Annotated in this window: 14 protein-coding genes and 3 pseudogenes; 5 read left to right on the plus strand and 12 right to left on the minus strand. The window is 51.4% G+C overall.

Annotated elements, in window-relative coordinates; genetic code table 11:
* Positions 1-41: 41 nt before the first annotated feature.
* The 12 genes and pseudogenes from recC to rppH all read right to left on the minus strand — a co-directional run bounded on the left by recC (position 42) and on the right by rppH (position 11,474).
* Positions 42-3,434 carry an exodeoxyribonuclease V subunit gamma gene (recC, locus tag ACQGXV_RS08425; protein ID WP_440866152.1) on the minus strand — a complete coding sequence of 1,131 codons (3,393 nt, stop codon included), beginning with the start codon at positions 3,432-3,434 and terminating at the stop codon, positions 42-44.
* Between the two features lie 39 nt (positions 3,435-3,473).
* Positions 3,474-3,875: pseudogene (locus ACQGXV_RS08430) on the minus strand (prepilin-type N-terminal cleavage/methylation domain-containing protein).
* Between the two features lie 7 nt (positions 3,876-3,882).
* Complete coding sequence (locus ACQGXV_RS08435; protein WP_440866153.1) at positions 3,883-4,335, minus strand: YgdB family protein; 453 nt, start codon at positions 4,333-4,335, stop codon at positions 3,883-3,885.
* A complete protein-coding gene (locus ACQGXV_RS08440) occupies positions 4,332-4,559 on the minus strand; it encodes a hypothetical protein (protein ID WP_440866154.1) in 228 nt (75 codons plus the stop codon). The genes ACQGXV_RS08435 and ACQGXV_RS08440 overlap by 4 nt, the downstream gene beginning before the upstream one ends.
* 15 nt (positions 4,560-4,574) lie before the next feature.
* Entirely contained in the window at positions 4,575-4,868 is a 294-nt protein-coding gene (locus tag ACQGXV_RS08445; RefSeq protein WP_440866155.1) for a hypothetical protein, read from the minus strand.
* A 26-nt stretch (positions 4,869-4,894) separates the two neighbouring features.
* The gene (locus ACQGXV_RS08450; RefSeq protein WP_440867333.1) at positions 4,895-5,485 is read right to left on the minus strand and encodes a prepilin peptidase-dependent protein; all 591 of its coding nucleotides are present in this window, start codon (positions 5,483-5,485) and stop codon (positions 4,895-4,897) included.
* Positions 5,427-6,254 carry a transposase family protein gene (locus ACQGXV_RS08455; RefSeq protein WP_440866156.1) on the minus strand — a complete coding sequence of 276 codons (828 nt, stop codon included), beginning with the start codon at positions 6,252-6,254 and terminating at the stop codon, positions 5,427-5,429. Before ACQGXV_RS08455 ends, ACQGXV_RS08450 begins: the two co-directional genes overlap by 59 nt.
* A 43-nt stretch (positions 6,255-6,297) precedes the next feature.
* Positions 6,298-6,420, minus strand: coding sequence for a hypothetical protein (locus ACQGXV_RS08460; RefSeq protein WP_440866157.1), 123 nt, complete (start codon positions 6,418-6,420; stop codon positions 6,298-6,300).
* 311 nt (positions 6,421-6,731) lie between these two features.
* Positions 6,732-7,526 (minus strand): thymidylate synthase, encoded by a 795-nt coding sequence (gene thyA, locus ACQGXV_RS08465; protein WP_440866158.1) that lies wholly within the window; start codon positions 7,524-7,526, stop codon positions 6,732-6,734.
* A gap of 89 nt (positions 7,527-7,615) precedes the next feature.
* Positions 7,616-8,473, minus strand: a complete 858-nt coding sequence (gene lgt, locus ACQGXV_RS08470; RefSeq protein ID WP_440866159.1) for a prolipoprotein diacylglyceryl transferase — start codon at positions 8,471-8,473, stop codon at positions 7,616-7,618.
* 214 nt (positions 8,474-8,687) lie between these two features.
* Positions 8,688-10,934: a phosphoenolpyruvate--protein phosphotransferase gene (gene ptsP, locus ACQGXV_RS08475; protein ID WP_440866160.1), complete on the minus strand. Its 2,247-nt coding sequence runs from the start codon at positions 10,932-10,934 to the stop codon at positions 8,688-8,690.
* A 12-nt stretch (positions 10,935-10,946) separates the two neighbouring features.
* Positions 10,947-11,474, minus strand: coding sequence for an RNA pyrophosphohydrolase (gene rppH / locus ACQGXV_RS08480; RefSeq protein ID WP_440867334.1), 528 nt, complete (start codon positions 11,472-11,474; stop codon positions 10,947-10,949).
* 207 nt (positions 11,475-11,681) lie between these two features.
* On the opposite strand from rppH, the gene ACQGXV_RS08485 reads away from it, so the two are divergent.
* The 5 genes and pseudogenes from ACQGXV_RS08485 to ACQGXV_RS08505 all read left to right on the plus strand — a co-directional run.
* Positions 11,682-11,984 carry a hypothetical protein gene (locus ACQGXV_RS08485; protein WP_440866161.1) on the plus strand — a complete coding sequence of 101 codons (303 nt, stop codon included), beginning with the start codon at positions 11,682-11,684 and terminating at the stop codon, positions 11,982-11,984.
* A gap of 393 nt (positions 11,985-12,377) precedes the next feature.
* Positions 12,378-13,058, plus strand: coding sequence for a DNA mismatch repair endonuclease MutH (gene mutH, locus ACQGXV_RS08490; protein ID WP_440866162.1), 681 nt, complete (start codon positions 12,378-12,380; stop codon positions 13,056-13,058).
* A 95-nt stretch (positions 13,059-13,153) separates the two neighbouring features.
* On the plus strand, positions 13,154-13,870 hold the full coding sequence (locus ACQGXV_RS08495) for a TerC family protein (protein WP_440866163.1): 717 nt from the start codon (positions 13,154-13,156) through the stop codon (positions 13,868-13,870).
* A 189-nt stretch (positions 13,871-14,059) separates the two neighbouring features.
* Positions 14,060-14,216, plus strand: a pseudogene (locus ACQGXV_RS08500) (YgdI/YgdR family lipoprotein); the annotation flags it as partial.
* 364 nt (positions 14,217-14,580) lie between these two features.
* Positions 14,581-15,585 (plus strand): annotated as a pseudogene (locus ACQGXV_RS08505) (IS256 family transposase); the annotation flags it as partial.
* Positions 15,586-15,600 lie beyond the last annotated feature (15 nt).

A 15,600-nucleotide genomic window follows, 5' to 3' on the forward strand; every position in this document is an offset into this window, starting at 1 on the left:
AATCTCGCCGTTCTTGATTCACTGCCATCACATCCGTTCGCTTATGCCTGATTGGCGCGCAGGATCGGCAACAGCCAGGTTTTTGCCGCTGTAACAATCGCTTCAATGCGGACTTCATCCAGTTCCGGCACGATACGCTGCAAATAGAAGTCGTCGCCCTCACCGGGCAACATCATGTTGCCAGCCCAGCTTTGTTGCAGCTTGTTCAACGCTTTCTGCACCACATCGGGGGCATCGTTCAACGTGCCACTTGATGCATCGTAGCATGCTTGCAGCCAAGCCCCTCCGCTCTGGTGCAGTAATAATAGTGGGGCATTCATGCCTTGTTGATATCCTTCAATCATATGCGCCATCTGGCGTTGTGCTTCCTCCACAGAAATCGCAGCAAAGCGCCAGACCGTCTCTTCACGGCCATACATGCGGCTCTCTCCCGAACCTCCCGCCAGGCAGTAAGCCAGATGATCTAACCACAAGGCCACGCCATCTTTCATGCCTAAACGCGCTGGGCGCCAGCGCAACAGACCATCGCGCTGAACCTGCATCACCCAGCCACTCAGACGTACACCGTCTAGCGTCATGTCCACTTCCAGGCTGGTCATTCCCGCCGCATCACGCTCCGCGCTGACGCTGTAAGCCAGTGCTTGCATCTCCTGGCGCTGTTTTTGCCAATACAACTCACCGAAAGCGCCATAGGGAAGCTCGCCCGCCGCGCGGGCGCGGTGTAGCAGTTCATCCGCATCCTCTTGCGCAATCAGCACATTCAGTAATTGCGCATTCAACTGATAGCGACTGAGGTTATCCAAAGCGAATGGCTCCTTATCGAGCAGTTCATCGTTCTGCACGACAAAGTTCACGCCCAAACGCGCTTGGAAAAAGGTTTTGACAGTGTGACGATAAAAACGTTTCAACGCATCCAGCGTAATATCAGGGTAAGTGATAGGCTCCAGTGGCGTATCAAACTGCGGCTGCGGCAATCCAGCTCGCCCAGCCGCGGCCAGCCATTCACTGGCGAAGCTGCACGGTTGAGCGTGTTCAAGGAAGTTATCCTTGTCAAACGGCATACGGGTATGTTCGCAGCACAGATGCGCACATACGTGTGCCGCGCTGGTATCCAGATCCTGCGCCTCATCCCCTGGCAAATGGTAACTTTGCGCCAAATACTCCATCAGTTCGCTCACCAACACGGATGGATAGCGCTGCGTGTTATCCTGAATGGCGCGACCGATGTAACTGATATAGAGGCGCTGTTGCGCCGAGATTAGCGCTTCCAGAAACAAATAGCGGTCATCATCACGACGGCTGCGGTCACCGCGCTGCCCCTTCTGCGCCATCAGATCAAACCCCAACCGGGGCAGCGTGCGCGGATACACCCCATCGTTCATCCCCAGCAGACAGACCACTTTGAAGGGTATCGAACACATCGGCATCAGCGTACAGAAGTTAATGGCACCGGCGAGAAAGCGTTGACTCAGTTTTTCCCGATCCAAGCGTTGGGACAAGTCGTCACGCAACAATGCCACCGGGATCGCTTCCTCAAACGCATTGGCGACTGCCGCCCCCAGCATCGCTTGCCATTGCTGCTCAATCAACGACAGCGCGGCATCGCTGTCGCTATCCGCAATGAAAAGATCGTCCAACAGTTGCCGACACAGCGGCAACCATTGCGCTGGCGTGCGCGCTACCCGTAAACGCTGACGCCATTGGGTGAGTTGCGCCAATAACTCAGCCAATTGCCCCACCAGTTGGGCAATCAGCCCACTCGATTCATCGTAGGGCAACACGCCCTGCCAGGCCCCCGAACTGCTGTTCATCGCATAGCCCAACAGCATGCGTGTCAAACCAAAACGCCAGGTATGCTGACCGGTGACTGGCAAATCAAGATCGCGCACGTTGTCATCATCAAGCCCCCAGCGCACACCAGATTCCATCACCCACAGCTGCAAACGACGCAGCCCTTCTTCGTCGATACCAAAACGGGCAGAAAGCGTAGGGACTTCAAGCAGCGACAGCACCTGCTCGGCGGTAAAACGACTGTGTGGCAACTCCAGCAGGCTGAGAAATGCAGGCAAAACCGGGTGCGCGTGGCGGGCTCGCTGGTCGGAGATGGCGAAAGGCAAATAGCGCGCTGTCGGCGCATTACCAAACACCGCCTGAATGAAAGGCGTATAACTATCAATGTCCGCCATCATAACGATAACATCACGCGGCGTGAGTGTTTCATCCTCCGCCATCATCGCCAGCAGTTGGTCGTGCAATACTTCGACCTCACGCTGCGGACTGTGGCAGGAGTGAAAGGTGAGAGAAGCATCCTGCGGCGCAAGCAGGCGCTTACGTTCACTGCTGGCCTGCGCTTGTGCGCTATCGGCAATCACGCTGCCGTCATCAAGCTCCAGAATATCGCGCTGCACTTGTTGCAATAGCGTTGTACCATCAAGCTCGACAAAGGCTTCAATATCATCGACCTCGTCGATCTGCGCCAACTGATAGAGATGGTCACGCCCCAGTTCTCCCCAGCTTGCCAGCAGCGGATTCACAATGCGCTGTTCGCCCTCATCGTTGAATAACCCATCAACATTGGCAGGATCGCGAAACAGCGGACGATAGTGTTCCTCGGCGCTGTGGCTGTTGCTGTGCAAGCGACGCTGACGACTTTTCAGCTTTGCTAAAAAATGGCGATCCTGAATATCACTCCAGTAATCCCGGCATGGGTTAGTAAACAGCAGATGCACATCAATATGCTTTGCCAATGCACGCAGCGCGTGCAAATAAACCGGCGGTAGCGCTGAAATACCGCAGATAAACACGCGTGGCGGTAACCCTTGTGGGCAGGTAGTGGCCTGCTCCAGTACCTCGGTAAAGCGCTGATAGAGGCGAGCGTGGTGCCACTCTTTCTGTTCAAGTTGCGCGCTGTATTGCAAAAGTGCACGCCACAGCTCGGCTTGCCACACCTGCGCCTCCCCCAAACCGTCCACCAGCGCACCGGCTTGCCACTGTTTGATCCACTCAGGCCGATAAATCAGGTATTGATCGAACAGATCCGCAACTCGCCCAGCGAGTTGATGCCGCTTGCGTTTATCGGCGTCATCTTGCAAATAGTGACTCAACGGCAAGAATGACGGATTATCCTGCTGCTGAGGCAGAATATGCATTAACTTCCAAGTCATCGCTTCTTTGCTAAAGGTGTTTTCCGCCGGAATATCCGGTAACACGCGCCGACACATGTCCCACAAAAAAACACCGGGCAAAGGAAAATGCAAATTGGCAGCAATACCAAAGTGAGTGGCAAGTTCGATCTGCAACCATTGCGCCATACCAGGGCTTTGAACCAGGATCGTTTCAGGCTGAAACGGGTCCTGTAACGGTTGGCGCGCTATCAGCGTCACCATCAGCGTTTTCAAAATATCTAACTGATTTGAGTGATAAACCCTGAACATGATGATTCCCGTTTCGGTGCCCGCAAACCCCGCTCACCGTCAATTGCCCTCAGGCACGGTTCGCCGATTTGTATCAGTAAAACAAAACCAACGGTACAAGCACGCCTGATAGTGCTGCGGCGTTGTCACCGTCGAGGAGACGCGCAGGCACGCTGCCGTCTGGTACTGCTCTGTCAACGCTAACTGCCATCCAGGAGGAAGATCGCGTTAAAGCAACGTTAATGCCTCCCCTCCCCGACCGGCAGCATAAATGGCAAACTGTTGATATGCCAGATGCCATGCCTGCCTTTGCTGACATTGATGTACAAAGGCCTGTTGCAACCTCTGATGATATTGCAGTAATCCTAACACCGATACAGCAAAAAACAGCGCGGCAATGGCGGTTTCCACCAACCCAAACCCTTGTTGATGCTGCCTTTGTCGGCACCTTCCACACGGCATTCTCCGGCTATCCGCCACAAATGGCCTCGTGCCTTTCGGGGCAAAAATCCAGCCAACCTCCTGAGATTGGCTTCAACGGGCTGGTTTCGCCGTCTGGCTCAACGGCTACCACACGCTGATAGAGCACCATCACTGATGAAGAACGAGGAAGATGTCCCTCACCGCGCAGCAACATATAGTGCTCACCGGGTACCTGGCGTAAACAGACTTGCAGTCCTTCTGCGGCATAGCCGAGACATTGCTCGTCGGAACGATTGCCCATGAGCCACACTTGCCCAAGACCCCATTGTAACGACGATTCGGCCAACACCCGCGTTCGCCAATAGCGGCGCTCATCATGGGCAAGAGAGAGCACACTGTCCAACTGCCGTTGCATCCCCGTCATTAACAGCAACCCCGAGACTGCCAACAACATCACCATTAAGAGTGCACCATTGCCCTGCTGGCACCAGCGTTTCATGCGTTATGCCCTGCAATCCAGCGCACCGTATGGCGTGCGATATCAGGGCGGCGAAACCAGTGTCCCGCCAGATGCACTTCATAAAGCGTCAGTCCTGTCACATTACGCCATGCAATCACTTCAAAACGCGTTACCGTCACTTCCTGCGGATCAAGCCGTCGCTCCCATCCGCCGCCTCCACAATCGGCAATGCTGACTTGTGTTTCCCATGCTCCTGCACGCAACCGGTATCCAAACGTTTACCGACGCTGCGGCGCACCGCCACGTCGATTAAAATCATAGGCAACAATTGCGCAACTGTTCGCCACCTCACCGGGAAATTGCCCTAAGGTTACGACATTATCGTGACAGTGACTGGTGCAAAAACCCGCGCTGCGCAGATCTTTTTCCAACGCAAACAGTGCCTGATGAATACGCTGTTCTAACCAGAAATGGCGTAGCGTATTCTGACTATGCCTGCGCAGCGTAGGGTAAATCTGCATAGAGCCGATGACCATCACGCAGCCAACCAGCATTGCCAGCAGCACCTCCATCAGGCTAAACCCGCCGATTCTGCGGCTTAACAACGCGGAATTCCTAAAACTGGCGGCGTATCGCTGCATAACCGTATCCTCCCCCAGATCGATATCACGATACGCAGACGACCGGCATCATTCTCCAACACCAGGTGTCCTGCCTGCGCCGTATTGCGCAGACCATAAAAGATGACCGTCCGCCGCGCCATTGCGGCAATGCGTACATCGCGAGCAGAGGGCAATAAACGCCCGCCAGTGCCCTCATGACAGCTCAACGCCTCGCCTGTACCTTCGCGCAAACACCACGTCCCATCGGCTTGTATTACACTCACCGTGCGTGCGTCGTTATACCGGTAGACATTGGCCTGCACGCGTTGCAGAAACAACATCACCAACTGCGTCTGTTGCTCGAGACGCACAGCCTGTTGATAGGCGGTCCAGCCCTGAATTCCGCCTGAGGATAACAAGGCGATAAGCGTCAGTGCAATCAGCAATTCCGGCAGGGTAAAACCCGCATCAACAAAAAGCGTGTTGCTTAATAGTGAAATAAGGGTGTTTCGGTGATTGAAGTAAATTTTACGCTGTTCTGAGATGGAAATTCCAAAGACCGGCGCTAAGGAGTAAGAAGGTATCATCAATAAAGGGTCTACGATTCCGTAAAATTTGGGTCATGCAACCGAGGCGCTTGATACCCGCGATGGCGTGTTCAACTGTAATACGGATGCCCGAGATTATTTTATTTTCTTGTTTTTGTTCAGGCGATAAAGGTCTTTTTCGAGTTCCTTTTTTTGGGATTTGTGTATTAGGATGCTGTTTATCTATACCTTGAAAACCGGTATCTGCCCAGATGGTTACCTCAGGAGGAATATGGCGAATTATATCGACTTTATCGAGTAAGCGTTTATCGTGACGGCGCCCATTTTTGCTCATGGGGATAAATCCAATTTGCCTTGTTTCGTCAGTAATAATAAGCCCTTTTCGAGTGGTCTGTCTTTTCTTTCCCGAATACATTTTTTTTCGCCGACGCAGATTCTTAGGCTTTTGGACAGGTCGCTCTGTCCCATCAATAAAGACGTCTTTAACTCCAGGAAAGGCGCGAAAAAATTCCTCAGCAGAGCGAATTTGACGAGCGGGCAAAACACATTCTCGCCCCAAGGTCATCTCTAAAACCGGCAATAATATTTTTACCCAGCAACATACCCGTGTTCTATATAAACCAAAAAGAAGTCCTTGCAAATCATAGATCGGATAACATTTTAAATACAATAAAATAAAAAGCAGTTTATCTAATGGGGTTGGGATAAATCCTTTCTGCCCTGCACCCATCTGCCGCTCGAGATCTTTTCGATTCTTTTTCCGATAAATCAAATAACAAGCTGAAAATTCAGCGGCTAAATTTTTCAATTCTTCGACTGATAATCCAATGATTGCTTTATAGCCAACCGACTTAAAAATGATTACATCCTATGCCCTGATATGCGGCAAAGAAGCATAGCTGGCTGTTATCAAAATAATGTCGCTTGGCTATACATAAACGATTATCTCGTAACAACCGCTCTGTGTTGATCATTTCAAACCTTTATTCTCTAAGTTAAACCTCTTTTTATTCTCAATAGCCTGACAAAAAATGCAAGTCTCTATTCAGCAACTAGTTTAAAGGTGCTTTTATCCATGACGGCAGTGTAGCCAGAATCGGGCAGCGACCTGGCAAAAAAAAGTGGGAATGCCTGCCTGTTCGCAACAAAACGGGCTTGGTAGGACGGCGTTACAAGGCAGATACAATGCGGGTTGAAGAAATGCGGGTTGAACAACTATAGGTGAACATAACCGGTAAAAAAGGCCGCAGAAGCAGCCTTGATAGCAGAAAGGCAGAATCGCCGATTAAATAGCCACCGGTGCCTTAATGGCAGGATGCGGATCGTAGCCTTCAATTTCAAAATCGTCGAACTGGTAGTCAAACAGCGAAGCAGGACGACGCTTAATGATCAACTTCGGCAGCACTTTTGGCTCACGGCTCAGTTGCAGATGCGTCTGCTCCATATGGTTGTTGTACAGATGGGTATCACCACCGGTCCAGACAAAGTCACCGACTTCAAGGTCGCACTGCTGCGCCATCATATGCACCAGCAGTGCATAGCTGGCAATATTGAACGGCAGGCCGAGGAACACATCACACGAGCGTTGGTAAAGCTGGCAGGAAAGTTTGCCATCCGCCACGTAGAACTGGAAAAATGCGTGGCAGGGTGCCAACGCCATTTGTTCTAACTCACCCACGTTCCAGGCAGAAACGATGATACGGCGTGAATTCGGGTCCTGTTTTAACTGTTGCAGCACGGTTTGCAGTTGGTCAATCTCGCGACCATCTGCCGCACCCCAGGCGCGCCACTGCTTGCCGTATACTGGCCCAAGATCGCCGTTTTCATCAGCCCATTCATCCCAAATGCTAACTTTATTGTCATGCAGATAGCTAACGTTGGTGTCACCGTTGAGGAACCATAGCAGCTCATGGATGATGAACCGCAGATGACAGCGCTTGGTGGTCACCAGCGGAAAGCCGTCTTGCAGGTTGAAACGCATCTGATGGCCAAAAATCGATAAGGTTCCGGTGCCGGTTCTGTCTCCCTTCGGCGTTCCCTCATCAAGCACTTTCTGCATCAATTCCAGATACTGTTTCATTTCACCCTCACTACACGATTAAAAAATTTACCGCGTGGCCTCCCGCTGATGTCAGCTAGGAGACCGCTCACGGCAAGCAATTGCTGTTTTTACGCCTTGCGGCGATAGGCCCAGACCATCATCAGAATACCGGCAAACACCATCGGCAGCGACAGAATCTGCCCCATACTGATGAAATTACCGAACAGGCCAAGCTGAGCGTCCGGTTGGCGGAAAAATTCGGTGATAATGCGGAACACACCGTAGCCAATCAAAAACAAGCCGGAAACGCTGCCCATCGGGCGCGGTTTACGAATAAACAGGTTTAACAAGATAAACAGCGCAATGCCTTCCAGCGTCATCTGATAAAGCTGCGACGGGTGGCGCGGCAACATGCCGTACTGATTAAAAATTGTCTGCCATTGTGGGTTGGTGACCGCCAGCATCAAATCTTCGTTGCGTGCGCCGGGGAACAGCATTGCCCATGGCGTATCGGTAGTGACGCGACCCCACAGTTCCCCGTTGATAAAGTTACCCAAGCGCCCTGCACCCAGCCCGAAAGGAATCAGCGGTGCGATAAAATCGGCAACCTGAAAGAAGTGGCGCTTGGTGCGATGGGCAAACCACAGCATGACGCAAATCACCCCAACCAGACCGCCGTGGAATGACATACCGCCATCCCACACTTTGAACAGGTAAAGCGGGTTACTGATGAACGAGCGAAAGGCATAGAACAGGACATACCCCAGACGGCCGCCCACGAACACCCCGAGGAATCCGAGGTAGAGCAGGTTTTCCACTTCTTCTTTGGTCAAGCCGCTGCCCGGTTTATTCGCCCGGCGCACAGCCAACCACATGGCAAACACAAATCCCACCAAGTACATCAATCCATACCAATGGAGAGAGACGGGACCAAGGGAGAAAATCACCGGATCAAATTGAGGAAACGCCAAGTAACTCGTTGTCATCGATCACCACATGCTTGTTTGTTTTATCTCACGACGTTGTTTATCCCACGGTATGGGAAGTCGGAAAAGGGGAAACCTTGTTTGCCAGCGCACTCTCGGCATTAACGCCTTACGCACTGGCGGCGGTTGCGCATGATAGCACACAGCAGCCGCTACGCAGCGTGCAAGCTCAGGAAAAGTTATGTAAACAGGATGTTACCGTTGACACACTTTGTCAGCGACCACCGCGGACTAATCCGCCCAAGCCGCGTTCTTCGAGGAAAAGCGCAATCCACTGACGCACTTCGCTGGCGCTGCGCGCCGCCAAAAGGCGTTGAGTCAGCGTTTGCACCTCTGTCAGTACCAATTGGCGCAGCAGGTATTTTACCCGCGCTACGCTACGACCATTCATACTGAACGTGCGATAGCCCAGCCCGGTTAATACCAGCGATCCCATCGCCTCGCCGGCCATTTCACCACAGACAGAGACTTCAAGATCAAGACGTTGGCATTCACGTGCAATACCGGCCAACGCCTGCAACATGGACGGGTGCAGGCTGTCATAAAGTGATGCGACGTGCGGGTTGTTGCGATCCACTGCCAGCAAATATTGGGTCAGATCGTTAGTGCCTACCGAGACAAAATCGATACGAGAGGCCAGATGCGGCAGCAAAAACAGCATAGACGGGACTTCGATCATCACCCCGATGCGCGGTTCCGGCAAGGCATGTCCCACCAGTTCCCGTACCTCAGCGGCGGCCTGAGCGATAAGCCGACACGCTTCGTCCACTTCTTCCAGGCTGCTGACCATCGGTAACAAAATGCGCAGGTTGCCGGTTTCAGCATTCGCGCGCAGCATCGCGCGCACCTGGATCAAGAAGATCTCCGGTTGATCGAGCGTAACGCGAAGACCGCGCCACCCCAAGCAGGGGTTTTCTTCTCTGATCGGCAAATAGGGAAGCTGTTTATCGGCACCGATATCCAACGTGCGCAACACCACCGGGCGGGAAGGATAAAGCTGCAACATGCCCCGGTACTGCTCCATCTGTTCATCTTCAGACGGAAAGCCGCTCTGTAGCATGAAAGGCACTTCGGTACGGTACAGCCCCACGCCATCAACCAGGTTGATAAAACGCTGCTCATGTTCGGCGCTGAGCCCGGCATTGAGCATCACTTGCATGCTCTCTCCGCTTTTCAGCACCGCAGGCCGTTGCATATCGTCTTCGGCCAGGCGCGTCAGCGCATTATCTTCACTCAACAGGCGTTGATATTCTTGCAACAGCGTCGGCTCGGGATCCACCAGCAGTTCACCCCGATAACCATCAAGGATCAAGGTGCGCTGGTGCAATAACTCCGGCTGAATATCCGCGCCCATCAGGGTGGGGATCCCCATCGCCCGCACCATGATCGCCGCATGTGAGTTGGCGGCACCGTCGTGTACGACCACACCAGCCAGTCGGTCTTGCGGCACATCCGCCAGCAGCGTTGCCGTCAGTTCATCAGCCACCAGAATAAAATGGGGCGGCCAGCGATCGCTGCTGGTCACACTATCATCAAGATGAAACAACAGACGCTGGCCCAACGCGCGGAAATCCCCGGCGCGTTCACGCAAATAGGCATCCTGAAGCACAGCAAACTGCGCAGCAAAACGCTCGATTACCAGTTTTACCGCCCACTCGGCGACATTCCCGTCATCCACTTCCTGAAACAGTTCGCGCTTGAGGCGTGCATCGCTCAGCAAATGGGAATAAAGATCGAAAATCGCTGCACTCTCTTTTTGCGCGCTGGCACTGAAGCGTTTACTGAAACGGCGGAATTCGGCATTGGCCTCTTCCAGCGCCTGCGTCAAACGCGAGCGCTCGCGTTCGCTGTCCAGGCTTGAAGCAGGGAAAACCAATTCCAGTGAAGGCTGGCTGCTGTCCATCCAGCCTGGCGCAATCGCCACGCCGCTCGATGCCACCAGCGCTTTGAGCCGTGTTTGCCGATATTGACCAAACAGCGCCTTGATTTGCGTCAGAGAGAGAATTGCGGCCATTTGCGTCGCCAGCGTGACCATGAAAGACTCTTCATTCTTATCAAACTGGCGATGTTCGCGCTGTTGCACCACCAACACACCCAGCAGTTGTCGACGATGAATAATGGGCACACCAAGGAAAGAACGAAAGTGCTGCTCTTTAACGGAAGGGATAAATTTAAAACTGGGGTGGGCTTGCGCATCGGCCAGGTTGATGGGTTCAGCACGCTGCCCCACCAATCCGACAATTCCTTGACCAAAAGCCAGCGTGATAAGACGTCCACGCGGCTTTTTCAAACCGCGTGTCGCCATCAGGTAGTAACATTGGCGATCGTGATCGGCCAGATAGATAGAACAGACTTCCGTATCCATCGCCTGGCAGGTCTCATTGACAAACAGATCCAGCGCATCATTTAAGCGCGATGCCTCCGCCACTTTCTCAACTATTTCTAGCAAACGCGTGAGCATGATGAGCGCGACTTATCCTCTTTTGCGCCGAGGCACCGAAGGCGCCCTCGCCGCGGCGTTCTCTTGCAGTTGTATAACCGGGCTGATAAATTCCTTCATCACACGACGGTAAACGTCGCGTTTAAACGACACCACCTGACGCACAGGATACCAGTAACTCACCCAGCGCCAGCCGTCAAACTCCGGCGTGCCGCTGCTTTGCATATTGATATCAGATTCGTTGCACATTAACTGTAGCAGAAACCACTTCTGCTTTTGACCGATACAAACCGGTTTTGTATCCCAACGCACCAAACGTTTTGGTAATTTGTAACGTAACCAGCTACGGGTTGAAGCCAGAATACGGACATCCTTTTTCCTGAGTCCCACTTCTTCAAACAGTTCGCGATACATGGCCTGTTCAGGGCTTTCCCCCGGGTTGATGCCCCCTTGCGGGAACTGCCAGGAGTGCTGACCATAACGACGCGCCCAGAGCACTTCACCAAGCAGATTGCAAATTACAATACCAACGTTAGGGCGGTAGCCATCATCATCGATCACCGGACTACCTCGAAAACTTTCAATGCAAAGATGACCTGATTGTTTCACACTCCCGCCACCCGGTAAACTCCTGCTTAACAGCATTGATTCTACGAATAACCTGCCGCTAACCCACAGAAAGGGGAAGAGTTATAAACAGCATGCGTCAAGCATCGCGCTTTTATTCACTATTTTTGTGGATATCACTGTGCAGAACCAAATGAAAGCATGCGGAAAATATTTTCTCCATTTTTGAAACCACATCGCACCACAAAAAAAATCTTCCTTTATTTTCAAAAAAATACCGATTTAACCCACGACATATTCACCGCCATTACACGGCGCAGAAAACCGGTGCACGGCAGAGTGGTGAAAGATTGCTCCACGACGGTTTTATCCACAACCACGACGCAAAAATCGGATAATAAAATAACAAAAATCGCAAAAAATCGTGACGTCAAGGCTGTAAATCAAACCAGTAGTGAGGACTTACCCCGGTTATCCCAAAAATCTGTGGATAACCTGGTGTAAGATCCTGTTTATTGTCGGTGTCTATCCGGCTTTGTTGAATAATTTAACAGTTTGATTTACATCTTCTTTAGTTAGAATGCATTTACAGAGAATGTATTTTGTTAGAACGACAAATCAAATAGTTAGCACAATAAAAAGCATTCCGAGAGGAAAAATTAGTCGTTGAAATTTTATAATGCTTATATAAATCAGTATCTTAAATTATTCAACAAAGCCTGTCTATCCTTGAACAACGATAAAACCGACGTGATACCTTGGTGGAATAAATAAAAAAACACGCTATGAATCATGCTATTATTGTTTTCTTTTTAGCACGGCACCGCCCTGTTGAAAAACCTGATGAATGCTGTACTTTTTTTTAGTCAATCTGACAACCTGTTTTCATAGGTGAATATGCCCAACCCGATTGCAACGCCACCTGCCGATGAGCATACCCTACTTGAACGCGCGCAAGCGCTTGCCGGTTATACGCTGGCGGAACTTGTCGCACGGGCAAACCTGCCGCTGCCAGCCAACCTCAAACGCGACAAGGGGTGGATAGGCGTGTTGCTTGAGCGCTTTCTCGGTGCCAGCGCAGGCAGCAAACCGGAACAGGATTTTCCAGATATTGGCGTAGAGCTAAAAACCATTCCGATTGATGATCGGGGCAGGCCGCTCGAAACCACCTTCGTGTCAGTGGCACCGCTAACCGGCAACAGCGGTGTGACATGGGAGAGCAGCCATGTGCGGCATAAGTTGGCACGGGTACTGTGGATCCCGGTGGAAGGATTACGTGAAATTCCTCTCGGCGAACGCCATATCGGCACGCCGCTTATCTGGAGCCCCTCTCCCGAGGAGGAGGAACTGCTGCGGCGGGATTGGGAAGAACTGATGGACCTGATTGTGCTCGGCAAAGTGGAGAGCATCACCGCGCGTCACGGCGAGGTACTACAATTACGCCCCAAAGGGGCCAACAGCAAGGCGCTGACGCAAGCCATCGGCGAGTTTGGTCGGCCCATCATGACCTTGCCGCGCGGTTTCTATTTGAAGAAGACCTTTACCGGCCCGCTGTTAGCGCGCCATTTTCATCTTTAAATGCCAGAGATAATGCGTATCGTTTTTTCTTGCCAGAAAACCGAATGTGAAGCGTATAATCTACGTTTGCATTTCGTTTAGGTTTGATTGATATAATGTTTGATTGGATTGTTGATCCGAATGCATGGCTGGCGCTCGGCACGCTGACCATTTTGGAGATCGTACTAGGTATCGACAACATCATCTTCCTTTCTCTCGTTGTCGCCAAGTTACCCAAAGCCCAACAAAATAAAGCGCGCCGTATCGGCCTTCTGGGTGCCATGTTGATGCGCCTTGGCCTGTTCGCCTCGATCGCCTGGGTGATTCGTCTGACCAACCCGCTGTTTACGCTGATGGATAATGAAATTTCCGTGCGCGATCTGATCCTGTTTTTCGGCGGCTTGTTCCTGATCTGGAAATCCAGCCGCGAAGTTCATGAGACGATCGAAGGCGGTTCAGAGGCACATGCCAGCCAGGTGCATTCCTTTTTCGGGGCTATTGTGCAGATCATGCTGTTAGACATCATCTTCAGCCTCGACTCCGTCATTACCGCCGTCGGCCTTTCCGACCATCTGTTTATCATGATGGCCGCCGTGGTGATTGCCGTAGGGGTGATGATGTTTTCAGCCCGCGCCATCGGTGAGTTTGTCGATCGTCATCCATCGGTGAAAATGCTGGCACTCTCTTTCCTGATTCTGGTGGGATTTACGCTGATTCTGGAAAGCGTCGATGTTCACGTTCCCAAAGGCTATATCTATTTCGCGATGTTCTTCTCAATGTCGGTTGAAGCGCTGAATCTGATGCGCAGCAAAAAAGCGACAAACGCAGAGTAATTCCCCAGCGGGTAGCCTTGGCTGCCCGCTCCCCCCTTCTCGGGTGAATCACTGATTATTTCCATTATTCCTACATTCTTCTTTTTCCCGCTTTGCTAGAGTTCATCTTGTATATTCATGTTTTTTGATAGAGATTAGGTCCTAAAAAGAACCATCGCCCATTTTTTTACTATTTGAGTGGATTACCTGATGACGATTCGACACAAAGCCATCGCGTTATGCTTTTTTGCCTTGTTGGCGAGTGGGTTTAGCAGCAACTATGTGATTGCGACCAAAGAGGGGCAGATGTTGCTGACAAAAAAACAAGCCGGCGTTGGATAAAGATACCGGCCTGCTCAGTTATAGCCAACCGACTTAAAAATGATTACATCCTATGCGGCTTTGTTGAATAATTTAAGATACTGATTTATATAAGCATTATAAAATTTCAACGACTAATTTTTCCTCTCGGAATGCTTTTTATTGTGCTAACTATTTGATTTGTCGTTCTAACAAAATACATTCTCTGTAAATGCATTCTAACTAAAGAAGATGTAAATCAAACGGTTAAATTATTCAACAAAGCCATCCTATGCCCTGATATGCGGCAAAGAAGCATAGCTGGCTGTTATCAAAATAATGTCGCTTGGCTATATCTTGATGAAGATGGGCGAGAGTGTAAAAAGATCTGTGTAAATGGCATTTTGAGGAAAACCTTCAGAGGACAAAAAATGCCTATCAGCAACGAACTTATTGACCAACTGCTTCAGGATTGCCACTCCCCTCAGGAGCTTCTGGGTGAATCAGGCCTACTCAAGGTGCTGACTAAAAGACTGGCGGAACGGGTTCTTCAAGCTGAGATGGAGATACACCTTGGGTATGCTAAGCATGACCCGGCTGGTAATAATTCAGGCAACTCCCGCAATGGCAAGACATCCAAGAGCGTACGTAGCCAAAATGGGGCGCTCGAGCTCGATATTCCGCGCGACCGCAACAGTACCTTCGAGCCGACACTGATCGGTAAGCACGAAAAGCAGCTTAACGGCTTCGATGACCGCATTATTTCTCTCTATTCCAGAGGGCTATCAACCCGTGATATTCAGGCTCACTTTAAAGAAGTCTACGGGGTCGATGTTTCCGCTGGCTTCATTTCTCAAGTGACCAATGCCGTGATGGATGACGTTAAGCGCTGGCAGCAACGGCCGCTGGATGCGTTTTATCCCATTGTTTACCTTGACTGTATTGTGGTCAAAAGCAAGGACGGCGGAGCCGTGACCAACAAGTCTGTTTACTTGGCTCTAGGCATCAACGGCCAGGGCGAAAAAGAGCTGCTGGGGCTATGGATAGCCAAAACCGAGGGGGCCAAGTTCTGGTTATCTGTAATGACAGAACTGAAAAATCGTGGGCTACAGGACATCTTCATCGCCTGCTGCGATGGCCTGAAGGGCTTTCCTGATGCCATTGAAGCTGTTTACCCGCATACGCGGGTACAGCTCTGCATCGTGCATCAGGTGCGGAACTCGCTGCGCTACGTCGGCTGGAAAGAGCGTAAAGCCGTTGCTGCTGACCTCCGCACTATCTATAGTTCCGCAACGCTAGAGGGCGCTGAAGAGGCCCTGGATGCCTTCGCGGCCAAATGGGATGAGCAGTTCCCGACGATCAGCCCATCGTGGAGAAATAATTGGGAACGTCTCATCGTCATTTTTGATTTTCCGCCGGAGATCCGCAAGGTTATAGCCAAGCGACTTAAT

This window comes from Symbiopectobacterium purcellii, from assembly GCF_052050035.1.
Taxonomy (GTDB): Bacteria; Pseudomonadota; Gammaproteobacteria; order Enterobacterales; family Enterobacteriaceae; genus Symbiopectobacterium; species Symbiopectobacterium purcellii_A.